Origin of the sequence: Guopingia tenuis (genome assembly GCF_014384805.1) — a bacterium.
Lineage (GTDB): Bacteria > Bacillota > Clostridia > Christensenellales > Christensenellaceae > Guopingia > Guopingia tenuis.
Map to the genome: position 1 here is coordinate 278,179 of NZ_JACRSS010000002.1, position 22,609 is coordinate 300,787.

At 56.2% G+C, this 22,609-nt stretch carries 19 protein-coding genes; 18 read left to right on the forward strand and 1 reads right to left on the reverse strand.

Annotation, left to right across the window (positions count from 1 at the left end):
* Nucleotides 1-13 precede the first annotated feature (13 nt).
* The 6 genes from H8693_RS06415 (at nucleotide 14) to pckA (ending at nucleotide 9,926) form a co-directional block, all read left to right on the forward strand.
* Nucleotides 14-1,216 carry an MFS transporter gene (locus H8693_RS06415; protein ID WP_249280301.1) on the forward strand — a complete coding sequence of 401 codons (1,203 nt, stop codon included), beginning with the start codon at nucleotides 14-16 and terminating at the stop codon, nucleotides 1,214-1,216.
* 93 nt (nucleotides 1,217-1,309) lie between these two features.
* Complete coding sequence (locus H8693_RS06420) at nucleotides 1,310-2,491, forward strand: MFS transporter (protein WP_249280302.1); 1,182 nt, start codon at nucleotides 1,310-1,312, stop codon at nucleotides 2,489-2,491.
* 491 nt (nucleotides 2,492-2,982) lie between these two features.
* Complete coding sequence (locus H8693_RS06425; protein ID WP_249280303.1) at nucleotides 2,983-4,659, forward strand: glutamine--tRNA ligase/YqeY domain fusion protein; 1,677 nt, start codon at nucleotides 2,983-2,985, stop codon at nucleotides 4,657-4,659.
* Between the two features lie 20 nt (nucleotides 4,660-4,679).
* On the forward strand, nucleotides 4,680-6,140 hold the full coding sequence (gene gltX / locus H8693_RS06430) for a glutamate--tRNA ligase (RefSeq protein WP_249280304.1): 1,461 nt from the start codon (nucleotides 4,680-4,682) through the stop codon (nucleotides 6,138-6,140).
* Nucleotides 6,141-6,501: 361 nt separating this feature from the next.
* Nucleotides 6,502-7,944: a DUF6034 family protein gene (locus H8693_RS06435; protein WP_249280305.1), complete on the forward strand. Its 1,443-nt coding sequence runs from the start codon at nucleotides 6,502-6,504 to the stop codon at nucleotides 7,942-7,944.
* A 398-nt stretch (nucleotides 7,945-8,342) separates the two neighbouring features.
* The gene (gene pckA / locus H8693_RS06440; RefSeq protein WP_249280306.1) at nucleotides 8,343-9,926 is read left to right on the forward strand and encodes a phosphoenolpyruvate carboxykinase (ATP); all 1,584 of its coding nucleotides are present in this window, start codon (nucleotides 8,343-8,345) and stop codon (nucleotides 9,924-9,926) included.
* Between the two features lie 122 nt (nucleotides 9,927-10,048).
* On the opposite strand, the gene H8693_RS06445 is transcribed toward pckA, so the two are convergent.
* Nucleotides 10,049-10,576 carry a hypothetical protein gene (locus H8693_RS06445; protein WP_249280307.1) on the reverse strand — a complete coding sequence of 176 codons (528 nt, stop codon included), beginning with the start codon at nucleotides 10,574-10,576 and terminating at the stop codon, nucleotides 10,049-10,051.
* 602 nt (nucleotides 10,577-11,178) lie between these two features.
* On the opposite strand from H8693_RS06445, the gene hydE reads away from it, so the two are divergent.
* From hydE to H8693_RS06505, 12 genes are all read left to right on the forward strand, one after another.
* The gene (hydE, locus tag H8693_RS06450; RefSeq protein ID WP_249280308.1) at nucleotides 11,179-12,252 is read left to right on the forward strand and encodes a [FeFe] hydrogenase H-cluster radical SAM maturase HydE; all 1,074 of its coding nucleotides are present in this window, start codon (nucleotides 11,179-11,181) and stop codon (nucleotides 12,250-12,252) included.
* The gene (locus H8693_RS06455; RefSeq protein ID WP_249280309.1) at nucleotides 12,245-13,009 is read left to right on the forward strand and encodes a nucleotide-binding protein; all 765 of its coding nucleotides are present in this window, start codon (nucleotides 12,245-12,247) and stop codon (nucleotides 13,007-13,009) included. Before hydE ends, H8693_RS06455 begins: the two co-directional genes overlap by 8 nt.
* Nucleotides 13,006-14,319, forward strand: coding sequence for a nitrogenase component 1 (locus H8693_RS06460; RefSeq protein ID WP_249280310.1), 1,314 nt, complete (start codon nucleotides 13,006-13,008; stop codon nucleotides 14,317-14,319). Before H8693_RS06455 ends, H8693_RS06460 begins: the two co-directional genes overlap by 4 nt.
* Nucleotides 14,316-15,482, forward strand: coding sequence for a nitrogenase component 1 (locus H8693_RS06465; protein ID WP_249280311.1), 1,167 nt, complete (start codon nucleotides 14,316-14,318; stop codon nucleotides 15,480-15,482). Before H8693_RS06460 ends, H8693_RS06465 begins: the two co-directional genes overlap by 4 nt.
* Nucleotides 15,479-16,666, forward strand: coding sequence for an ABC transporter substrate-binding protein (locus H8693_RS06470; RefSeq protein WP_249280312.1), 1,188 nt, complete (start codon nucleotides 15,479-15,481; stop codon nucleotides 16,664-16,666). The genes H8693_RS06465 and H8693_RS06470 overlap by 4 nt, the downstream gene beginning before the upstream one ends.
* A 13-nt stretch (nucleotides 16,667-16,679) precedes the next feature.
* On the forward strand, nucleotides 16,680-17,699 hold the full coding sequence (locus H8693_RS06475; protein WP_178621809.1) for a FecCD family ABC transporter permease: 1,020 nt from the start codon (nucleotides 16,680-16,682) through the stop codon (nucleotides 17,697-17,699).
* Nucleotides 17,696-18,502: an ABC transporter ATP-binding protein gene (locus H8693_RS06480; protein WP_249280313.1), complete on the forward strand. Its 807-nt coding sequence runs from the start codon at nucleotides 17,696-17,698 to the stop codon at nucleotides 18,500-18,502. The genes H8693_RS06475 and H8693_RS06480 overlap by 4 nt, the downstream gene beginning before the upstream one ends.
* Nucleotides 18,503-18,584: 82 nt before the next feature.
* Entirely contained in the window at nucleotides 18,585-19,802 is a 1,218-nt protein-coding gene (gene hydF / locus H8693_RS06485) for a [FeFe] hydrogenase H-cluster maturation GTPase HydF (RefSeq protein ID WP_249280314.1), read from the forward strand.
* 13 nt (nucleotides 19,803-19,815) lie between these two features.
* A complete protein-coding gene (locus H8693_RS06490) occupies nucleotides 19,816-20,067 on the forward strand; it encodes a TM1266 family iron-only hydrogenase system putative regulator (protein WP_178621815.1) in 252 nt (83 codons plus the stop codon).
* Between the two features lie 390 nt (nucleotides 20,068-20,457).
* Nucleotides 20,458-20,856: a VOC family protein gene (locus H8693_RS06495; protein ID WP_249280315.1), complete on the forward strand. Its 399-nt coding sequence runs from the start codon at nucleotides 20,458-20,460 to the stop codon at nucleotides 20,854-20,856.
* A 70-nt stretch (nucleotides 20,857-20,926) separates the two neighbouring features.
* Nucleotides 20,927-21,727 (forward strand): ABC transporter permease, encoded by an 801-nt coding sequence (locus H8693_RS06500; protein WP_249280316.1) that lies wholly within the window; start codon nucleotides 20,927-20,929, stop codon nucleotides 21,725-21,727.
* Nucleotides 21,728-21,739: 12 nt separating this feature from the next.
* Entirely contained in the window at nucleotides 21,740-22,555 is an 816-nt protein-coding gene (locus H8693_RS06505) for an ABC transporter ATP-binding protein (RefSeq protein ID WP_249280317.1), read from the forward strand.
* The last annotated feature ends 54 nt before the right edge of the window (nucleotides 22,556-22,609 follow it).

Below are 22,609 nucleotides of genomic sequence, written 5' to 3' on the forward strand. Positions count from 1 at the left end.
GGAGGAAAAAAAGATGATGCAGAGCTTGAGCAAGGCGAACAAGCGGTTCGCGGTTTTCGGATGTATGATTATGTTTACCCTGGGCTTTGAGATCGCCGGCTTTCAGGCGGTTCTTCTGGATATCGCCCAGGAATTCTCCATGAATAATACGCAGATGGGCATGCTGGCCGCTGTGCAGTCGGTGGCATCGGTGATTTCCACGCTGTCCTTCGGCGGCCTGGCGGATAAAATGCGCAAGAAAAAGGCGGTCGCCCTGTTTGGATGCGTGCTGATGACGGGAATTATCCTGGCGGCCTTTTCGGGAAGCGCCCTCATGATTGGCTCCAGCATTTTCGTCCTGGGGCTGGGCTTTTCCATGGTGGAGGGGACGACGCCGGCAACGCTTTGTGAGCTGAATCCCCATAAAAGCGCCATGTATACCAACCTGGCCCACACCTGCTATAGCCTGGGGGCGGTCACCTCGCCGCTGATCGTGCAGGCGCTCATGAGCGCGGGCATGAACTGGCGGGGGCACTTCTGGATTGCCTTGGCGCTGGTGGCGCTGGTCATGTCCCTGTTCTATTTTACAAAAAATACCGTGCATCCCGATGCTCTGGCCCTGAAGGAAAAGGCGGGGGAAAAGGGCAAAGGGGACTTCAAGGCGGTGGCCTGCGGGGCGCTGTTTCTGATCGTCGGGTCCATGGCCATCTATGTGGCGATGGAATCCGGGCAGATTTATTTTACCAAGCCCTATTTCATCGAAGAGCTGCATGACAGCAGGAACGCGGCCCTCTCCATTTCGCTCATCTGGGCATGCATGATTCCCTCCCGGCTGCTGGCCAGCCGAATCCACCGGAGAAAAGGCCTGTTTATCAGCCTTTGCTTTGCCGTGGCGGCGGCCGCCTGCTTCCTGAAGGCCACGCTGCGAACGTCGGGCATGGCGCTCCTCTGGAGCGGATTGTTCGGCCTGGCGGCCGGCCCGATTTTCCCCACGGCCCAGAGCGTCTGCATGGATACCTTCCCGGGGCACACCGGGCGGGTTTCCAATCTGACGCTGACGGCGGGCAGCGCGGGCGGCATGCTGGCCAATATTAGCATGGGCGCGGCGGGAGACGCCTTTGGCCTGGGCAACGCCTATTATATCGTCGCCCTGCTGGCTCTTTCGGGCATTCTGGTCTTTGGGCTGGGCTTCAAAAAGGCAGAGATTCGGCGGCGGAAGTATTACGATTCACTGTAAAACGATAGAATAAAAAATGGGGAAAAGCGGCGCTTCTTTGGAGGAGGCCGGAATTTTCCCCTTCTTTTTTGAAAGGAGATAGGGAGGGGCAGGATGAAGAACGGACAGAACACCCGATTTGCGTTTTTGGGATATATGCTGTTGTTTACGTTGGGATTTGAGGTGGGCGGATACCAGGCAGTTTTGCTGGAGATTTCTCAGGAGTTTGCCATGACGGGGACGCAGATGGGGATTTTGGCGTCCGTGCAGTCGGCGGCGACCATTCTCTCCACACTGCTGTTCGGCGGCCTGACCGACCGGATGAGCAAGAAAAAAGCGGTGTCCCTGTTTGGCTGCCTGCTGATTGCCGGCTGTATCCTGGCGGCGCTTTCGGGAAGCGCCCTGATGATTGGAGCGAGCATTTTCGTTCTGGGGCTGGGGTTTTCCATGGTGGAGGGGACGACGCCCGCCGCCCTGTCGGAAACCGACCCGGAAAAGAGCACGCTTTTCAGCAATATGGGGCAGACATTTTTCAGCATGGGAGCGGTTTTGTCGCCCCTTATTTTACAGGCGCTCATGGGCGCGGGGATGAATTGGCGGGGGCATTTTTGGATATCCACGGCCCTGGCGGCCCTGGTGGTTTCCCTGTTCTATATGACCCGGCAGACACTGCATCCTGGAGTGACGGAGGCCAAAGAGAGGGAGTGCGGCGGCATCCGGTCTGTGCTATGCGGGGCGTTCTTTTTGGTGGCCGGGGCGATGCTGCTCTATGTGGCCGTCGAATCCGGGCAGCTCTATTTCACTAAGCCCTATTTCATCGAGGAACTGCATGACAGCGGGAACGCGGCTCTTTCCATTTCCCTCATCTGGGCGGCGATGATCCCATCCCGGCTGCTGGCCAGCCGCGTGCAGAAAAGGAAGGGAATATTCGTCTGCATCTGTTTCGCCGTTGCGGCGCTGGCCTGTTTTTTGACGGCGGCTGTGCGCGTACCCGGACTGGCCCTTGTTTGGAGCGCTTTGTTTGGACTGGCGGCAGGGCCGATTTTCCCGACGGCGGTAAGCGTCTGTATCGACACCTTCCCGGGGCACACTGGGCGGGTTTCCAATCTGATGCTCACGGCGGCAGGGATCGGCGGTGTGGGAGCCAATGTGGCCATGGGCGCATTGGGAGACGCTTTCGGCCTGGGCAACGCCTATTATATGGTGGCGCTGCTGTCGGCGGCTGGGGTTGTGGTTTTCGCATGGGGATATAAAAAGGCGAAGGCCCGGCAGAAAAAATATAGAGAAAGCATGTGATTCTCCCCCGCCGCCCCTTGCCGAATCCGCAAAAAAACGGTAATATGATAGAAAACCGCCTTGGCGGCGAAGAATAACAGCCGCGGGGAAAAGGAAATATAGAAACAGAAACAAACCAGGCGCACCTTGCCGGTGAGGCATGATGAGCGGGCGGGGAGAAACAGACGGAACACGCGAAAGAAGCGGGCGAAAAAGGAAGTGCCGCCGCGGAAACCTGCCGATTTGCAGGCTATTTCCGGGCGGGAACTGGATTTTGAAAAGCGAGTAATAAACCGAGCGAAAAAGGTGCCCCGCCGCACCTCGCCGGTGAGGCACGATGAGCGGGCGGGGAGAAACAGACAGAACGCGCGAAAGAAGCGGGCGAATAAGGAAGTGCCGCCGCGGAAGCCTGTCGATTTGCAGGCTATTTCCGGGCGGGAGTCAAATTTAGGCAAACAGAAATCAATTGAGCGAAAAAGGCGCCCCGCCGAGGGGCAGGAAGGATGCTGGATATGGAAAAAAACACCATGGAAACCAAAGAAGGAGCGGTGCGCTCCCGGAACTTTATTGAGGAGATCATCGACGCAGATCTGGCGGCCGGACGGCATGACCATGTTCTGACCCGGTTCCCCCCGGAACCCAACGGCTATCTGCATATCGGACATGCCAAGGCGATCTGCCTGAACTTTGGTTTGGCCCAGCAATACGGCGGCGCGTGCAATCTGCGCTATGACGACACAAACCCCGCCAAGGAGGATGAGGAATATGTCCGCTCCATTGAAGAGGATATCCATTGGCTGGGCTTTGCCTGGAAAAATAAGCTCTATGCATCCGATTATTTTGAATATATGTACGAATGCGCCGTCCGGCTCATCAAAAAAGGGCTGGCCTTTGTCTGCGACCTGAGCGCCGAGCAGATCCGCGAGACCCGGGGGACGCTCACCGAGCCAGGGAAGGAAAGCCCCTTCCGCAGCCGTTCGGTGGAGGAAAACCTGCAACTGTTTGAGGAGATGCGGGCCGGCAGATTCGCCGACGGCGAAAAGGTGCTGCGGGCCAAAATCGATATGGCTTCGCCCAACGTCAACATGCGCGACCCGGTGATCTATCGCATCAGCCATGCCGAACACCACCGCACAGGCAGCAAATGGGTCATCTATCCCATGTATGACTTCGCCCATCCCCTGGAGGACGCCTATGAGGGCATCACCCATTCCATCTGCACGCTGGAATTTGAGGCGCACCGGCCTCTCTATGACTGGGTGATCGAGAACTGCGAATGCGAAAATGTGCCGCATCAGTATGAATTTGCCCGGCTCAACCTGACCCGGACGATTATGAGCAAGCGGTATTTGAAAAGACTGGTGGACGAAGGGGTTGTGTCCGGCTGGGACGATCCCCGCATGCCCACGATTTCCGGCCTGCGCCGCCGGGGCTATACGCCCGCATCCATCCGGGATTTCTGCGAGCGGATCGGCGTGGCGAAAGCCAACAGCGAGGTGGACGCGCGCCTTTTGGAACACTGCGTCCGGGAGGACCTGAACGCCCATGCTCCGCGGCTGATGGGTGTGCTGCGCCCCCTGAAGCTGGTGATCGAAAATTATCCCGAGGGCCGGAGGGAAATGCTCGCGGCGGAAGACCTTCCCGGCGGCGAAACCACCCATGAGGTGCCCTTCTCCCGGGAGCTTTATATCGAACAGGACGATTTCATGGAGGAGGCTCCCAGCAAAAAATATTTCCGCCTGGCCGTGGGCAAAGAAGTACGCCTGAAAAATGCCTATATCATCAAGTGTGAGCGGGTGGAAAAGGACGAGGCGGGCCATGTGGTGAAGGTGATCTGCACCTATGACCCCCTTTCCAAGAGCGGCGACGTCAATGCCGGCCGCAAGGTGAAGGGGACGCTGCACTGGGTGGAATGCCAAACCGCCGTGCCGGCGGAGATCCGGCTTTATGACTATCTGCTGCGGGAGGACGACGCAGAAGGGGACTTCATGGAGCGGCTCAACCCGAATTCCCTGGAGGTTTTGCAGGGCTTTGTGGAGCCGGAGGTTTTGAAAGCCCGGCCGGGGCAGCAGTTCCAGTTCCTGCGCCAGGGGTATTTCTGCGCGGACGCCAAGGATTTCTCGCCGGAACATGTGGTGATGAATCAGATTGTCGGCCTGAAAGACAGCTTTTCCAAAACTTTGAAATAGACGATAGGAGAACGAGGAAAATGGAAGTACGGACGAGATTTGCGCCCAGCCCCACGGGCTATCTGCATATCGGCGGGCTTCGGACGGCGCTTTATGCCTGGCTGTTCGCCCGCAAGAACGGCGGAAAATTTATCCTGCGCATTGAGGATACCGACCGCAACCGGCTGGTGGACGAGGCCTGCGAGATCATTTACCGGACATTGAAGGACACGGGGCTTACCTATGACGAGGGCCCGGATGTGGGCGGGGACTTTGGCCCCTATATCCAGAGCCAGCGCCAGGAGATCTATCGGAAATATGCCGAGGAGCTGGTGGAAAAAGGCGCGGCCTATTACTGCTTCTGCACCAAAGAGCGGCTGGACGGCCTGCGGGAAGAGGCGCAGAAAAAAGGCGAGGTCGCCAAATATGACAAGCACTGCCTGCACCTTTCCAAGGAGGAAGTGCAGCGCCGCCTTGCCGCCGGGGAGGAATACGTTATTCGCCAGAATATCGGAACCGAGGGAGAAACCGAATATGAGGACCTGGTCTATGGAAAAATTACCGTGCCCATGAGCGATCTGGAGGACAATATTCTTCTAAAATCCGACGGCTGGCCCACATATAACCTGGCCAACGTCATCGACGACCACCTGATGGGCATTACCCATGTGATCCGGGGGATCGAGTATCTTTCCTCCACGCCGAAATACAACCTGCTCTATGACGCCCTGGGATGGGAGCGGCCGACGTATATCCATCTGCCCCCCGTGATGAAGGACAAGCAGCATAAGCTCTCCAAGCGCAATGGCGACGCTTCGTATGAGGATTTTATCGCCAAGGGCTATTTAAAGGAAGCGATTTTGAACTATATTGCCCTTCTGGGATGGAACCCCGGCGGCGAGCGGGAGATCTATTCTCTGGAAGAGCTGGCGGAGGTGTTCACGCTGGAGGGGATCAGCAAGTCTTCTTCGATTTTCGATGTGGAAAAACTGACTTGGATGAACGGCGAATATATCCGCGCCCTCTCTCCCGAGGAATTTGAAAAGCGGGCCCGGCCCTATCTGGACGAGGCGCTGGGCGGCAGCTTCGATTACAAGGCGGTCTGCGCCCTCATTCAGCCCCGGCTGGAGGTGCTGACGCAGATTCCCGAAAAGGTGGGCTTCCTGAAGGAAATGCCGGATTACGACCTTTCCCTCTATACCCACAAGAAGATGAAGACCACGCCGGAAAATTCCCTGCCGGTTTTGAAAAAGGCGAGGGAGGTGCTGGCCGCCCAGGAGGACTTTTCCAACGACGCGCTCTATGAGACGCTGCAGGGCATTGCCGGGGAACTGGAGGTCAAAAACGGCCGGGTGCTCTGGCCGGTGCGGGTGGCGATATCGGGCGTGGCAGTAACGCCCGGCGGCGCAACCGAGCTGGCGGCGCTTCTGGGGAAACAGGAGACGCTTGCCCGGATGGATAAGAGCATCGCCAAGCTGGAAGAAGCAGTGAATGCCCAATAAACGGGGAAATCACGGTATATTTTAAAAAGAAACTTGCAACAAAATTACAATTTGTATACAAAGCCATGCTACACTGGGAGAAAAGGATTTGCCTTTTCTCCCAGTTTTATTTATTTCAGCATTGGAATAGTCCTGGTTTTGCCCAGATGGGGTTCTGCACCGCGGCGGGAAACCACACCGGAGGAAGTTTGAGGGGAATTTGCTCGGGCTTCCAAGCGGCGGAGAGGGAAATATACGGCGAAAAGACAGCACGGCATCTTTGTGGGCAGAATGGCAGGAAGTATCCGGCGGGGAATCTGCCGGAAGGGATGTAAGTAAACATGTGCCGGCCAAATACGGCAAAGAGAGAAAGGAGAGAACTATGAAGAGACGCTTTTTCACGATGATGCTGGCCGCCGCCCTGCTTTTTTTGTATGCCTGTCAGCCGACGCCGGACACTGGCTATGTGCAGCAAAAACAGGGGGATTTGACGGAAAAGATTGAGGAGACGGCCAAAGCCGGGCAGGCGCCCACAGGCGTGGGGAGTCATTATACTCTGGAAAAAACCTATGCGGAATCCGGAAAAACACTGGTGGTGGATGCGGATATCACTGGCGGAGATGAAAGCCAAATGGCGGTGCTGACCGTAGCGCCTCGGTATTTTGAAAGCGGGGACTCTTTGCGGCAGATGACGGAAGGCCTGTTTCCGGGGTATACAAAATATAAGTATGGAATTTTCACAAAGATTGATTTGGAAGAACAAATCCGAGAAATGGAATTTCAGATATTCCGGGCAGAAAACGGACTGAATCCAGCGACCGGAGAGCCGGAAGATGGGGAAGCAGGGGATTATCACGGACCAATTCCCAGCCGCTTTGGGGATGGGGAATATCTAACGATGCTCCCTAAAGAGCTTCTTCGGATTTGGGCAGAGGAGGACGGGAAAAAGATGCTGCAAGAACTGCAGCAGGCGTATTTAAACGCACCGACAGATGAGGAACTTGGCGCGCCGGATTATATGTTTGCAGCGGGAGATGATGGAAAGGAGTGGGTATCCATTCTCTGCAAAAAAGACAGGGCCCGGTATTATGTGGGGTTTTGTAATCCGGAGGAAGGGGAGATGGATGCCATGCTCTGGGTAGACCGCCAGGATGGATATACAGAGATCGGAAATATGCTGGAAGAGAGTCTGCCTAAGAAATGGACGCCGGGGTCACAAGTGCAGGAAACCCCGGAACTTCAAAAAGTGAAAGAGATGCTGAAAATCGCTGGCATTGACTATATGGAACTATATGAAGCTAGACAAAGTGATAAAGGGGGCGAATACGTCTTCACCCGCTCCTATAACGGAGCTGTGGAGGACTATGCCGCCCAGTATCTGAATTTGAAACCTACGGACGGCGATGGTGTGGTGGTGCAGCGGCTCTGGGAGCCCGAGAGCTTTACAGTGGAGATGTATGAAGGGGAGATCTATACCATCCGGTGGTATAATCCGTCTAAAATTATAAAGGTAGATAATGAAAACACAAAGATCCTGTCCTGGCAGGAGATCCAGACGGTTTTTGAGCGCCAGATGGGCTATATGCTGACCCCGGGGGAGGAACAGCAGGGCTGGTGGGACCCGGATGAGGTGCGTGTGGAACGGATTTCCCTGGAGTTAGGAAAAGTGCTCATGAAGGATTCGGGGGAATATAAGCTGATCCCAGTCTGGAATTTTTTCGGCCGGGACGACAGCATCGGAAAAATCGAGGATGCGGAAGAAAAGTGCTATCTCTCGGTTAACGCTCTGGATGGGACAGTCATCGACCGAAATCTGATGTATTAACATTGGCGGGAAGGAAAAGAATAAGAGGAGGGCACCCTGCTCTCCCTTTTTCTTTGTGAAGGATGGAATTTTTGAAATTGCACAAGAAAAGCATGAAAGGCAGGGCCGGCATAAAGAAGAGACGCCCCGGAGGGTTTTCAAAATCCCCTGCTGGCGGCGATGATCTTAATAATATGGTTTTTTCGAGCAATTATGAATAAATGAAAAATAAATTGTAGATTTTTTCACAAATTTTTGATTCTAGGAAGGAAAAAAGGATTATATATAGAATAATAAAAATATGGGCAACGTTCTGGACGTTAGAGAATGCTGCCCGGAAAGCCCGCTTCTTTTTCTGCCTGAAAGGGGAAAAACAAGCGCAAAATTATAGCAACTATTATATTTTTAGGAGGTACATAATGGAGACTTATGGTCTGGAAAAACTGGGGATTCTGAACCCCACGGCGGTTTACCGCAATCTTTCTCCCGCGGCCCTTGTAGAGGCGGCTCTGCGCAGAGGCGAAGGCCAGCTGAGCGATAAAGGCGCCCTCACGGTGACCACCGGGAAATACACGGGTCGTTCGCCTAAGGACAAATTCATTGTGGACACGCCTGCCGTGCACGACACCATCGCCTGGGGCAGCGTCAACGTTCCTATCACCAAGGAAAAATTCGACGCCATCAAAAACAAAATGGCGGCTTATCTGCAGAACCGTGAGATCTTTATTTTCGACGGCTTTGCCGGCGCCGACCCGGCCTGCACCAAGAAATTCCGTATTGTCAATGAGCTGGCCAGCGAAAACCTGTTCATTCACCAGCTGCTGATCCGTCCCACTGCGGAAGAGCTTGCTGACTATGGCGAAGCTGATTTCACCATCATTGCGGCTCCCGGCTTCAAGTGCATCCCGGAAGTGGACGGAGTGAACAGCGAAGCGGCCATCATGATCGACTATGAAGCGAAGATGGTTATTATCGCGGGTTCCCAGTATGCAGGCGAGATCAAGAAGAGCGTATTCTCCGTTATGAACTATCTGATGCCCAAGGAAGGCGTTCTGCCCATGCACTGCTCTGCCAACATGGATCCCGAAACCGGCGACACCGCCGTGTTCTTCGGCCTCTCCGGCACGGGCAAGACCACCCTTTCCGCCGACCCGAACCGCAAGCTCATCGGCGACGACGAGCACGGCTGGTCGGATCGCGGCATCTTCAACTTTGAAGGCGGCTGCTATGCCAAGACCATCAACCTGGATCCCGAGGGCGAGCCGGAAATTTACGGCGCGATCCGCTTCGGCAGCCTGATGGAGAACGTAGTTCTCGATCCCGAAACCCGCGTTCCGGATTTCAATGACGGCAGCCTGACGGAAAATACCCGCGTGGGATATCCGGTGGACTTCATCTCCAACGCAGCCATTCCCGGCATCGGCAAGATCCCGAAGGTAGTTATCTTCCTGACGGCGGATGCTTTCGGCGTTCTGCCTCCCATCAGCCGGCTGGATGAAAACGCGGCGATGTATCACTTTGTAACCGGCTTCACCTCCAAGCTGGCTGGAACCGAGCGCGGCATCACTGAGCCGCAGCCCACGTTCTCGACGCTGTTCGGCGCTCCCTTCATGCCCATGGATCCCTCGGTCTATGCGGAAATGCTGGGTGAACGCATTGAGAAATACAACACCAAGGTATATCTGGTGAACACCGGCTGGTCCGGCGGCCCCTATGGAGTGGGCAGCCGCATGAAGCTGAAATATACCCGCGCCATGATCACCGCCGCTCTCAACGGCACGTTCGACAATGCAGAATATAAGCACGATGAGATCTTCAATGTCGACGTTCCCCAGAGCTGCCCGGATGTTCCTGCGGAAATCATGAACCCCCGCGACACATGGGCGGATAAGGCTGCTTATGACGAAGCCGCCAAGAAGCTGGCCCGGATGTTCCAGGAGAACTTTGCTAAGAAGTATCCCAATATGCCCAAGCACATTGTGGATGCCGGCCCGAGAGGCTAAAAACCGATATAACACAGAAAAAAGGCTGCCGAGAGGCAGCCTTTTTTATTAGATCACAAAAGAAAATTATAAAGGAATGAAAAGACGCGGGCATCATGCGCGGTGAAGCTCAGAAACCTGCGTCAACGGTCATTGCGGATAGCCACGGTTATTTGACTATAGTCATAGCGGACCGGGTCTAAAATCCTGGTCATGAGAATGCGGAGCAGCATTTCCGTGTCATAATGAGATTCCACAAACAGATTTCGGTCCAGCTGGATCGGACTGGTCATCGATGCACCGTCCTGTGAAAGAAGAACCCGGGTTTTGCCCAAAATCTTTCCCCGAAGGTTCATCAGCTCCACATGCTTTTCCACATCCTTGTTGCAGTCCTCCAAAATGGCCTTATATACCATCTTCCATGTGCCGGCATTGATGCGTCTGCCGTCTGCGAAACATACTCCCGTGGGCTTTGTCCCCTTAAAAATAGCGGGATTAGAGGATAATTTAAAAATACTTTCATAGGGAATCTCCTCCTGGGGGCCGGGAGAGGGCACTTCCGCCAATTCCGGTTCTTGCTCCTCCAGCCGACAAAGGAAACGATCAAAGGCCGCGTCTATATTCTGAATAATCTCTGCGCGGAGTGCCTGCAGTTCGGACCGTATGTTCATACATATCCCTCCTTAAAATATATGTCGCACGTGCGACAGTGGTTTATGGACTCATTATAGAATGCGGGGGATCTTCTGTCAATACTTTCCATATAAATTTTTTATTTTTTGCCGGATTTGAACGGGGCGTGTTTTTCTATGGAAAAATCCGGGTATCTAAAAGAAAAGCAGTTGCGCAAAGACAAGCGCCGTGCTATACTAAATTTTACGGTGACTCCAAAGAGTGTTCTGCGGGGAAACCGGGAAAAGAGCAAAAAAGTCGTACTGAATTGACGATGATCCGTTCGGAGTCAGAAGGCGCACCCATAAATTCCTTTTGAATTTTTGACAGGCTTCTTCTGCCCGTGCGGCAGGGGGAGCCTTTTTTCATTCGGAATTCCTTACAAAGAAAGCGGCAGAGAAGTTTCGCGATTTGGCAGATGGAGATAAACAGAAATCAGATGGGATTGCAGCGGCAGGCTGTGCTGGATTGCGCAGATGTGAAGTATATGCCTGAAAAATCCTGAGGGTTTGGGAAGTTTATTAAAATCTTCAATGGATGGATAAAGGTTGAGCCGTTTTGGGATGTTCCAAAGCTGTTGCTGGTCAAAGGGACAATACAAATGGAAAAGACAAAGAATATAGATAGAATCGAGACAATTGCGGCGGGCAGGCTGCCGGAAAAAAGCGAGCTGGCGGAATTGCTTGCGACGTATACCGAAGAGGAACGGACATATGCGGCGTGCAAGGCCAGGAAAGTGGCCCGGAGCATCTTTGGCAGGCAGGTTTTCCTGCGGGGACTGATTGAAATCTCCAATTATTGCAAGAACGATTGCTATTACTGCGGCATTCGGCGAAGCAACAAAAATGCCTCCCGATACCGCCTGACGAAGGATGAGATCCTGGCCTGCTGCCGGATGGGATATGCAGACGGCTTCCGCACCTTTGTTTTGCAGGGCGGGGAGGACCCGTATTTCACCGACGAGAGGGTGAGCGCGCTTGTGAGCAGAATCCGGGAAAGCTTCCCGGACTGCGCCATTACGCTTTCCCTGGGGGAAAGGGAGCGGGAATCCTATCAAAGGTTTTTTGACGCCGGGGCAGACCGCTATCTGCTCCGCCATGAGACGGCATGTCCCGCCCACTATGGAAAGCTGCATCCCCCCGAGCTTTCCCTGGCACACCGGATGCAATGCCTAAAGGATTTGAAGGAAATCGGCTATCAGACCGGGGCGGGCTGCATGGTGGGGGCGCCGTTTCAGACGCCGGAAAACCTGGCGGAGGATTTTTATTATCTCTATGAGCTCCGGCCCGAGATGATCGGCATTGGGCCGTTTATCCCCCACAAGGATACGCCCTTTCGCGATCAGCCGCCGGGGACGCTCCGGGACACGCTGTTTTTGCTGAGCCTGTTCCGGCTTCTCTTTCCCCGGGTGCTCCTGCCGGCGACGACGGCGCTGGGAACCATTCAGCCGGATGGCCGGGAGCAGGGGATTCTGGCAGGAGCGAATGTGGTGATGCCCAATATATCCCCGGAGGAGGCGCGGCGGCGGTATCTGCTCTATGACGGCAAGGCCGGTTCCGTGGGTGACGGCGCCGTCATGCGGGAAAAGCTGCGAAGCGCCATTCGCGCGGTTGGCTATGACCCGGTGGTGAGCCGGGGGGATTATCCAAAAGAGGGAGGAAACGATCATGATTAAAATTGCTATATATGGAAAGGGCGGTATCGGGAAATCCACCACCGCATCCAACCTTTCGGCCGCCTTTGCCGCCATGGGAAAGCGGGTTATGCAGATCGGCTGCGATCCCAAGGCGGATTCAACGACCCTTCTTCATGGGGGGACACCCCGGAAAACCGTTCTGGATCTGATCCGGGAGAAGGGGAAAACCATCGCGCTGGACGAGATGATTACCCGGGGCTACGGCGGCGTTTACTGCGTGGAGGCCGGCGGCCCGACGCCGGGCATGGGCTGCGCCGGGCGGGGGATTATCGCTGCGCTGGAAACCCTGGAGGAAAAAGAGGCGTTTTCGATTTTGCGGCCGGATATCGTACTTTATGACGTTTTGGGCGACGTGGTCTGCGGCGGCTTTGCCATGCCCATCCGGGAGGGATATGCGAGAAAGGTTTTTGTGGTCACCTCCGGGGAGAATATGGCCATCCATGCGGCGGCCAACATCGCCATGGCCGTGGAAAACTTCAAAAGCCGGGGCTATGCCAGCCTGGGCGGGATTATTTTAAACCGCCGGGGCGTGCCCCGGGAACAGGAAAAGGTGGAGGAACTGGCGGCAGATACCGGCTCCCGGATTGTGGGAGCCCTTCATTGGAGCGAAACCGTCCAGCGGGCGGAAGAGCTTAAAAAGACGGTGATAGAGGCGTTTCCGGAGAGTGAAATGGCCGGGGAATACCGGACTTTGGCGGAGCAGGTGCTGGCCGCCTATGGGGAGGATGACGCATGATTGATTTGAGAAAGCCTATGGAGGATCTCTCGCTCCCCATCCGGGAAGCAGCCTTTCCCGCGCCTTTCCCGGGCGGCCTGGAATATGCGGCGCCGGCCCGCGGCCCCTGGAATATCGTGCATATCGGCATGCTTATTCCCGAGAGCCATCAGATTTTTGTCTGCGCCCAGGGATGCCTGCGGGGCGTGGTGCTGACGGCGGCAGAGATGGGGGCGGAGGATCGGTTTTCCACCATCGACGTCCGGGAGAACAACGTTTTGGACGGCGACATGGAGGATCTCATTATCGACGGCGTGACGGATATCCTCGCCAAGCTGCCCTATCGCCCCCGGGCGCTTCTTATCTTCACCAGCTGCATCCATCACTTTATCGGCTGCGATCTTCCCTTTGTCTATGAAAAGCTGCGGGAACGCTTTCCGGATATCGATTTTACCGACTGCTATATGAATCCCATCATGCGCAAGACCAAGGTGACGCCGGACGCCAAAATGCGCCAGCAGCTCTATAGTCTGCTGCACCCCCGGGAGATGCGGGCGGACTGCGTGACCATCATCGGCAACAACGAGGCCACCCAAAAAGACAGCGAATTGATGACCATGCTGGCAGCGGGCGGCTATACCGTGCGGGAGATCACGGGCTGCCATACCTATGACGAATACCAGGCGCTGGCGGAAAGCCAGACCTGCCTGAGCTATAATCCGGCGGCGGTGCTGGCCGGGCAGACGCTGGAGGAGCGGCTTTCGCAGAAGCATCTGCATCTGCCCCTTTCCTATGAGCCGGAGGAGATCCGGGAAAACCTGCAAAGGCTGGCGGCGGAGCTGTCCCTTCCTCTGCCGGATTTTGCGGCGCTGGAGCGAGAGGCGGAAGCGGCCCTGGCCCGGGCCGGAGAGGCGGCGGGGGATATGCCGGTTGCCATCGACTATACGGCCACGTCCCGGCCGCTGGGCCTGGCGAAGCTGCTGATTCAGCATGGCTTCCGGGTGGAGCGGGTTTATGTGGACGCCATGACCCCGGGCGACCGGCCGGCCTTTGACTGGCTTAAGGAGAACGCAGGCGGCCTGCGGCTGTATCCCACGGTGCATGCCGGGATGGGAATGCTGCCCCATGCGGCGGAGGAGGAATTCCTGGCCATCGGGCAGAAGGCGGCCTATTTCACGGGCACCCGCCATTTTGTCAATCTGTTGGAGGGCGGCGGCCATTATGGCTTTGCCGGAATCCGGGCGCTGGCGGAGGAGATCGCCGCGGCGGCCCGGGAGGAAAAGGATACAGAAGGGATTATTTCCGTGAAAGGATGGGGGTGCTGCGGATGAAACAGACGGCAAGTGTTCTCATGACCTATGCGGCGGATGTGTCCGGCGTATGCTCGGCCCTCTATGAATTGGGGGGCATGACCATCATGCACGACGCCTCCGGCTGCAACTCGACGTATAATACCCACGACGAACCCCGGTGGTATCATACCCCCAGCATGGTCTATATTTCGGCTCTTTCCGAGCTGGAAGCCGTGCTGGGCGATGATGGAAAGCTGATCCGGGATATCGAAGACGCGGCGCGGGAGCTGCATCCCCGGTTTATCGCCATCGCCGGAACCCCCATCCCCATGATGATGGGAACGGATTTTTCCGGGATTGCCCGGCTGATCGAGCGGGAGACAGGAATTCCCACCTTTGGCTTCGCCACCAACGGTATGCACGATTACGGCGTGGGAGCGGGCATGGCCCTGGAGGCCGTTGCCGGCCGGTTCTGCGACCCGTCCGTGCAGCCGGAAAGCGGGCTGTCCGTCAATCTTTTGGGTGTGACGCCCCTCGATTTCTCGGTCACGGGGAATGTGGAGGCGCTCAGGAACGTGTTTGAAAGTGCGGGAATCCCCGTGAAAAGCTGCTGGGCAATGGGAAGCAGCTTTGATGAGCTTATGTGCGCCGGAAAAGCGCGGGTAAACGTGGCGGTTTCTGCCTGCGGGCTGCCGCTGGCGAAACGCCTCAAGAAGATATACGGCACGCCCTATGTGGCGGGCCTGCCCATCGGAAAAAGCGGCGCGGCAGCCCTGATTGCGGCGATAGAAAAGGCGGATGCCTCCGGGGAGGATCAATTTCCCATGAGGGCCGTATCCGGGGCAAAGGATGGAAAGATCGTAATTGCCGGCGAGGCCGTCCAGGCCGGTTCCCTGCGCTATGCTTTGGATCGGGAACTGGGGCTTTCGGATATCCGGGTGGTATGTCCCATGGAGGCGGAGGAGGAGCTGTTTCTGCCGGGCGACCAGCGGATGGGGGAAGAGGACGACGTGTTTGCCGTGTTCCGGGAAGCGGAAACCGTCGTCGGCGATCCCCTGTTTGGCCGGGCCATCCGCGGCGGGGCGGCACGCCTCATCCGCCTCCCCCACGAGGGCTTTTCCGGCCGCATCTATCGAAAGGAAATCCCCGTTCTCATGGGAGACCAAGGGACGAAATGGATACAAAAGGAGTTTAACAGATGAACAAGAAAGAACGAAAGACGATTGCCCTTCTGCTGTGTGCGGTATTGCTGCTGCCCATGCTGTTTGCCTGCGCGGGCCAGCCGGCTGCCAGCACGACGCCTTCGGCGGGTGAGAGCGCCCCGGCGTCTTCCCCGGAACAAACCGAAGGCGGCACCATTACCGTGACCGACCATGCCGGACGGCAGGTGGAGCTGCCCGCGGAAATCAACCGCGTCGTCGTGGCGGATATCTATCCCATGGCGTCGGTTCTGACCGTATTCCTGGGTTCGGCGGAAAAGCTGGTGGGCATTCACCCGGTCTGCATGAGCGCGGCGAAATCCGGCCTGCTGGGAGAGCTGTTCCCGGAGATTTTAAATGCGGATACCAGCTTTATGACGGGAAGCGACCTGAACATTGAAGAGCTTTTGAAGCTGGAACCGGATGTAGTGTTTGTGAGCGCAGGTAACAGCGAGCTGATGGATACCCTCACAAACGCGGGCATTGCCGCCGTGGGCATTTCCCCCAGCAAATGGGATTATGACATTCTGGAAACCTATGACCAGTGGATCGCGCTTTTGAGCCAGATGTTCCCGGGGAGCGACAAGAGCGAGGAAATCTCCGATTATTCCAAAGAGGTCTATGATCAGATTCAAGAGGTGGTGAGCGGGATTCAGGACGCGGATAAAAAGAAAATCCTCTTCCTCTTCCAATATGACGACCAGCAGATGGTTACCTCCGGCAAGCACTTCTTCGGCCAGTTCTGGAGCGAAGCGGTGGGCGGAAAGAACGCCGCGGAGGAGATCGAGGTGGATAATTCCAACGCTGTCATCACCATGGAGCAGGTCTATCAGTGGGACCCGGATGTGATCTTTATTACCAATTTCACCGCCGCTCAGCCCGACGACCTCTATAACAATGCCATCGGCGGCGACGATTGGAGTTCGGTGACGGCCGTGAAGGAGAAGCAGGTCTATAAGCTGCCTCTTGGGACCTATCGCAGTTATACCCCCAGCGCAGACACGCCGGTGACGCTGCTCTGGATGGCCCAGAAGGTATACCCCGACCTGTTCAGCGATGTGGATATCACAAAAGAGGTCAAGGAGTATTATCAGGAGCTTTATGGCGTGAGCCTGACCGATGAGCAGGTAGATCGCATGTATAACCCGTCGGACGCCGCGGCGGACGGATTCTCTAAGGTAAACTAAAGGAAGGCTGAGGATGGATAGCAAGCGCCGGAGAAAGACAATTTGGTGGACAGCGGGGACGCTGGCGGCGGTGGTGGTTCTGGCCCTTGCGGCCATGACCCTGGGACGGTATGAAATTACTCTGCCCCAGTTTTTTGCCGCCCTGTTTCCGGGAGCCTTTCCGGATATCGAGGTGAGCGACACCATGCGGAACGTCATCTTCAACGTCCGGCTGCCCCGCATTCTTCTGGCGCTGCTCTCGGGAGCGGGGCTGGCGGTGTCCGGCGGCGCATTCCAGGCCATCTTTTCCAATCCCCTGGCGACGCCGGATACCCTGGGCGTGGCCACGGGCTCGTCCTTTGGGGCGATTCTCGGGATCCTGTTCGGCCTGTCCTCCATGCTGGTGCAGCTCTCGGCCCTGGCCTTCGGCATGCTGGCGGTGGGGCTGGTGTATCTCATCGGCCGCACCAACAAACGCAGCAGCATCATTATGATCGTCCTGGCAGGCATGGTGGTAGGCGCGCTGTTCTCGGCCCTGGTGAGCCTGGTGAAATATGCCGCCGATCCCCAGGACGTTCTGCCCGCCATCACCTTCTGGCTCATGGGAAGCCTTTCCGGGGCGACTCGGGATAGTCTGCTCATGGGGGCGCCGCTGATCCTTCTGGGAACAGCGCTGATCTTCGTCTATCGCTGGAAGCTCAACGCCATGACGCTTCCGGAGGAGGAGGCCACGGCTCTGGGCATTCCGGTGCGGCGGATCCGCGTGCTGGTGACGCTGGGGGCCGGCATGGTGACGGCAGCGGTGGTTTCCATGTGCGGCCTGATCGGCTGGGTGGGACTGCTGGTGCCCCATGTGGCGCGGATGCTCTTCGGCAATGATAATTCCCGGGTCATTCCCGCCAGCATCGGCTTTGGCAGCATCTTTATGCTGGTGATCGACACGGTGGCCCGGTGCGCCACGGCCTCGGAAATCCCGGTTTCCATCCTGACGGCGATTATCGGCGCGCCGGTGTTCATCCTGCTGCTCCGAAAGACGGGAGGGATCAAGGCATGAAATTTGAGGTGAAAGACGGCTGTTTTGGCTATGCAGCCGGAGAGCAGGTTTTGGATTCCATCTGCTTTTCCGTGAAGGAGCCGGAGATAGTATCCATTCTGGGAGCCAACGGCGCTGGAAAGACGACGCTTTTGAAATGCATGCTGGGGCTCCTGCCCTGGCGGAGCGGCGCCTCCTATCTGGACGGAACGGATATCCGTGCTCTGCGCAGCCGGGAATTCTGGAAAAAGGTGGGCTATGTCCCCCAGGCCAAGCTCTCCTCCTTTGTCTATACCATCGAGGAAATGGTGGTGCTGGGGCGCAGCTCCCGGCTGCGGGAATGGGAGCGGCCAGGCAAAAAAGACTGGGAAAAGGTGGCGGAAGCTCTGGAAACCGTGGGCATCGCCCATCTGGCCAAAAAGCTCTGCAACGAGGTGAGCGGCGGGGAATACCAGATGGCTATGATCGCCCGGGCGCTGGTTTCCGATCCCGGACTGCTGGTGCTGGATGAACCCGAATCCAACCTGGATTTCAAAAACCAGCGGCTGGTGCTGGATACGGTGGCCCGGCTCTGCCGGGAAAAGGGGATTGCGGCGATTCTGAATACCCATTATCCCGATCACGCCCTGGATATTTCTCAAAAAGCCCTGCTGCTGCTCCCTGAGGGGAACGCCCTATTCGGGCAGACCCGGGAGATCCTTCAGGAGGAGAATCTCCAGCGGGCCTTCGGGATTCCCGTGCGCATCCGGCAGGTGGAGCTTCCAGAAGGGGAGGTCACCTGCGTGTTCCCGGTGGCGCAGAAGCCGGGGGAACCACAGACCTGAAAAGCCTGACCGGGCAAAAAGAAACATGAAACGCCAAAGCGGAGGGATAGCCTTTGTGCGCGGATAAAAGGAGGAAGAAAAAATGAGTTTAAACAACACACCATCGGCCGACCGCGTGCATATCGGCGTGTTTGGCCGGCGCAACGCCGGAAAATCCAGCGTCATCAACGCCCTGACTGGGCAAAACCTCTCCATCGTTTCGGATGTTAAGGGGACGACCACCGATCCGGTGAAAAAGGCCATGGAGCTTTTGCCCCTGGGGCCAGTGGTGGTTATCGACACCCCGGGCATCGACGACGAGGGGGAGCTGGGCGCCCTTCGCGTAAAGCGCAGCTATCAGATGCTGAACCAGGCGGATATTGCGGTTCTGGTGATCGACGGAACCGAGGGATTTGCAAAAGAGGATGCCGCCATGCTGGAGCGCATCCAAAAAAAGGGAATCCCCTATGTAATCGTGTGTAATAAAATCGACGAAGCACCGGCCGGGAGCCTGGGGCTTATCGGAGAATCGGCGGATATCCTCCCGGTTTCGGCCAAGACCGGCGCGGGCATCCATGCGCTGAAAGAGCGGCTGGCCAAAAGCCTCTCGTCGGCAAAGCCCCGGTATCCCATTGTGGCCGATCTGCTGGCTCCGGGGGATCTGGTGGTGCTGGTGATTCCCATCGATGAATCCGCGCCCAAGGGGCGGCTCATCCTGCCCCAGCAGCAGACCATCCGGGAGGTTCTGGACTGCCATGCCAGCGCAGTATGCGTCCAGGATACGGATTTGAAGGCTGCTCTTGCCGGGCTGGGGTCAAAGCCGCGGCTGGTCATCACGGACAGCCAGGCCTTTGCCCGGGTCAGCGCGGATACGCCGCAGGACATTCTGCTCACGTCTTTTTCTATCCTCTTTGCGCGGCATAAGGGAAACCTGGCGGAGCTGATCCGGGGGGTAAAGGCCATCGACAGCCTCCAGGACGGCGATTCCGTGCTGATTTCCGAGGGCTGCACTCACCATCGCCAATGCAACGACATCGGCACGGTAAAGCTGCCCCGGTGGATTGGAAAATACACGGGAAAGGCCGTGAACTTCTCCTATTCCAGCGGCACAGAGTTTCCCGAGGACCTTTCGGGATATAAAATGGTCATCCACTGCGGCGGCTGCATGCTCAACGAGCGGGAGATGAAATACCGCATCCAGTGCGCCGCGGATCAGGGGGTGCCCATTGCCAACTATGGGCTTTCCATCGCCTATATGCAGGGGATCTTGCAGCGCAGTTTGCAGGTGTTTCCGGATATTGCGGCGCAGCTGTCCAAATAAACGGGAGGAAACTATGGAAGCAGAGACGCGGATTGCCCTGGTGGGCATTATTGTGGAAAACGGGGAGATGGCGGAAAAGATCAACGCGGTTCTCCATGAATACAGCCGGTATATCATTGGCCGGATGGGCCTGCCCTATCGGGAGAGAGGCGTTTCCATCATCAGCATCGTGCTCGACGCCCCAAGCCCGGTAATCAGCGCCCTTTCCGGGAAGCTTGGCATGCTGAAGGGCGTGAGCAGCAAAACCATCTATTCCAAAATATGATGGAATAGTCTGGTTTCATCGCGTGGGGCAGCGGGCTGAAAATCGCCGGTGTGAACCAAAGCCAACGGACATAAAGGACGGCCCCCAAAACTACTGCGACGGCGGCGAAGGGAAAGAAAAGATTCCTGTTTTCCGAGAATCTGCCGGGAGAGTCCCAAAGGGTCTTAGAGCAGGGATGGCGAAGAAGATACAACCATAAAAATGCCCCGGTTTTCTGCGCAAAAGGAGAAAGCCGGGGTATTTTTTTGCTTCCCGCGGAGGGCGGCGCGGCTCTTTTGTAAATGCAGCGCCGGGGACAGGAGGCAACCCTCGGGGCGTTGTATTGCATGGGCAATTCTGGTATACTCTAAAAAAAGGGCGGCAGAGCCGCACGAAAAGGGAGGAAGAAAGATGGGACTCATCCGGGGAGTGGCGCACGTTTCGTTTAAAACGGCGGATATGGACAGGGCCGTGGCCTTTTACTGCGGCGTTTTGGGAATGAAGGACTACAAGGACATCGACCGGCCGGACGGCTCCAAATGGCTGAAATTCATTGAAATCGCGCCGGGGCAATATCTGGAGATGCTTTATCGGGACGATGGCGACTATCTGGAGGGAATGTATTCCCACCTCTGCCTGGAAGTCGAGGATCTGGATGCCCTGGTGGCCCGGCTGAAGGAACACAAGATCAGCCTGGAAAAAGAGCCGCAGGTGGGCGTGACGGGGAATTATTCCTGCTGGGCCAAGGATCCGGACGGCAACCGGATCGAATTTGCCCAGATTCCGGCGGATTCTCCCTTCAGGGGATGAGGCTTTGTTGCATTTTTTCGCAGGGGTGGTATAATCAGGAATGATTTTGTGAAATTACGGAGGAGAAAGTTTGAAGGAGATCATAAAAGAGCACGCCGGATTTCTGAAACAGATCTGGAAGCTCTCCAAGAGCGAGCTCATCATCACTTATAAAGGCGCGGCGCTGGGGCCGGCCTGGGCCATTCTGAATCCAGCCATCACGATATTTGTCTATTGGTTTGCCTTTGCGCTGGGCCTTCGGACCAACAGCGATGTCCGCGGGGCGACTTTTTTTCAGTTCCTGATGGTGGGGATGATCCCCTGGTTTTTCATCAAGGCATCCATCATGAACGGGGCAGACTGCTATCTCAAAAAGAGTGCGTTTATCACAAAAATGCCGTTTCCGGTTTCCACAATCCCCACGTTTGTGCTGCTGGCAGATCTCTATGTCAACTTGGCGTTGACGCTCATCATGTATATCCTGCTTCTCATCATGGGGGTTCCGCCGTCCATCTATAATATTCAGATTTTATACTATGTCCCGCTCATGTATTTCTGTCAGCTGTTTTTTACCTGGATCACCGCCATGCTTTCTGCCGTGAGCAAGGATTTCTATAGTGCCGTAAAGGCCTTTATCACAGCATTTTTTTGGATGTCGGGCATTGTGTTCGATCCGTATTCCATGGCGGATCCGATCCTGCGCAATATCGTGCTTGCCAGTCCCATCAGCTATATCTGCAATGGGTTTCGCAACACTTTTCTATATCAGACATGGTTCTTCGAGACTCCATATGAGACGCTTATATTCTTTGCCTGGCTGATCGTGCTGGCGTTTCTGGGATCGCGGTTCTATAAAAAGCTGCGCCGGACGCTGCCGGATATTTTGGCATAGGGGGGAGGAACTATGGAAGAACAGGTTGCAATCTGCTTTACCCATGTAAAGAAAACGTATAAGCTCTATAAAAGCGCAAAAAAACGGTTTTTGGGGCTGATTTTCGGGGAAAGAATCCCCTATAAAAAGTATAAAGCACTGGACGACGTGTCCTTCACTATCAACAAGGGGGAGGCTGTGGGCCTGGTGGGCCGCAACGGTGCGGGAAAATCCACGCTTTTGAAGCTGATTACCGGGGTTACCTTTGCCGAGGAAGGCGAGATCACCGTTAACGGACAAGTGGCGGCGCTTCTGGAGCTGGAGAGCGGCTTTGATCCCCAGATGAGCGGCCGGGAGAATATCTATCTAAAGGGGTATATCCTTGGGCTGACTCCGGAGGCCATCGAGGCTGTGGAGGACGACGTTGTGGAGTTTGCGGATATTGGGGATTTCATCGACCAGCCCGTGGGCAAATATTCCAGTGGCATGCGGGCCAGGCTGGGGTTTGCCATCAATGTGGAGATCCGCCCGGAAATTTTGGTGATTGATGAGGCTTTGGCGGTGGGCGACGCAGCTTTCAGCGAAAAATGCCGCAACAAGGTGCGTTCCCTCATCGATTCGGGCGTCACGGTGCTGTTTGTGAGTCATGCGAAGGACCAGATGATGGAGTTCTGCGACCGCGCCCTGTTTATGGACAAAGGAAAAATTCTGGCGGACGGTCCGGCAGAGGAGATTGCCCGGCAATATGATGCCTTTGTGGAGCAGGAAAAGAAGCGGGAGCGGGAAGAACGGGAACGGCGCAAGCGCGAGGGCACGCCCGAGCGGAAGCGCCGAAAGGCTTCTTTCTAAATATCGGTATGCGCATAAAAAAGCGGCAGGGAAAAACATGCCGCTTTTTTGTGC

Excerpts from the sequence above, each read along its gene's own strand:
- H8693_RS06415 (WP_249280301.1), top strand. The coding sequence starts at position 14 with ATGATGCAGAGCTTGAGCAAGGCGAACAAGCGGTTCGCGGTTTTCGGA.
- H8693_RS06420 (WP_249280302.1), top strand. The coding sequence starts at position 1,310 with ATGAAGAACGGACAGAACACCCGATTTGCGTTTTTGGGATATATGCTG.
- H8693_RS06425 (WP_249280303.1), top strand. The coding sequence starts at position 2,983 with ATGGAAAAAAACACCATGGAAACCAAAGAAGGAGCGGTGCGCTCCCGG.
- gltX (WP_249280304.1), top strand. The coding sequence starts at position 4,680 with ATGGAAGTACGGACGAGATTTGCGCCCAGCCCCACGGGCTATCTGCAT.
- H8693_RS06435 (WP_249280305.1), top strand. The coding sequence starts at position 6,502 with ATGAAGAGACGCTTTTTCACGATGATGCTGGCCGCCGCCCTGCTTTTT.
- pckA (WP_249280306.1), top strand. The coding sequence starts at position 8,343 with ATGGAGACTTATGGTCTGGAAAAACTGGGGATTCTGAACCCCACGGCG.
- H8693_RS06445 (WP_249280307.1), bottom strand. The coding sequence starts at position 10,576 with ATGAACATACGGTCCGAACTGCAGGCACTCCGCGCAGAGATTATTCAG.
- hydE (WP_249280308.1), top strand. The coding sequence starts at position 11,179 with ATGGAAAAGACAAAGAATATAGATAGAATCGAGACAATTGCGGCGGGC.
- H8693_RS06455 (WP_249280309.1), top strand. The coding sequence starts at position 12,245 with ATGATTAAAATTGCTATATATGGAAAGGGCGGTATCGGGAAATCCACC.
- H8693_RS06460 (WP_249280310.1), top strand. The coding sequence starts at position 13,006 with ATGATTGATTTGAGAAAGCCTATGGAGGATCTCTCGCTCCCCATCCGG.
- H8693_RS06465 (WP_249280311.1), top strand. The coding sequence starts at position 14,316 with ATGAAACAGACGGCAAGTGTTCTCATGACCTATGCGGCGGATGTGTCC.
- H8693_RS06470 (WP_249280312.1), top strand. The coding sequence starts at position 15,479 with ATGAACAAGAAAGAACGAAAGACGATTGCCCTTCTGCTGTGTGCGGTA.
- H8693_RS06475 (WP_178621809.1), top strand. The coding sequence starts at position 16,680 with ATGGATAGCAAGCGCCGGAGAAAGACAATTTGGTGGACAGCGGGGACG.
- H8693_RS06480 (WP_249280313.1), top strand. The coding sequence starts at position 17,696 with ATGAAATTTGAGGTGAAAGACGGCTGTTTTGGCTATGCAGCCGGAGAG.
- hydF (WP_249280314.1), top strand. The coding sequence starts at position 18,585 with ATGAGTTTAAACAACACACCATCGGCCGACCGCGTGCATATCGGCGTG.
- H8693_RS06490 (WP_178621815.1), top strand. The coding sequence starts at position 19,816 with ATGGAAGCAGAGACGCGGATTGCCCTGGTGGGCATTATTGTGGAAAAC.
- H8693_RS06495 (WP_249280315.1), top strand. The coding sequence starts at position 20,458 with ATGGGACTCATCCGGGGAGTGGCGCACGTTTCGTTTAAAACGGCGGAT.
- H8693_RS06505 (WP_249280317.1), top strand. The coding sequence starts at position 21,740 with ATGGAAGAACAGGTTGCAATCTGCTTTACCCATGTAAAGAAAACGTAT.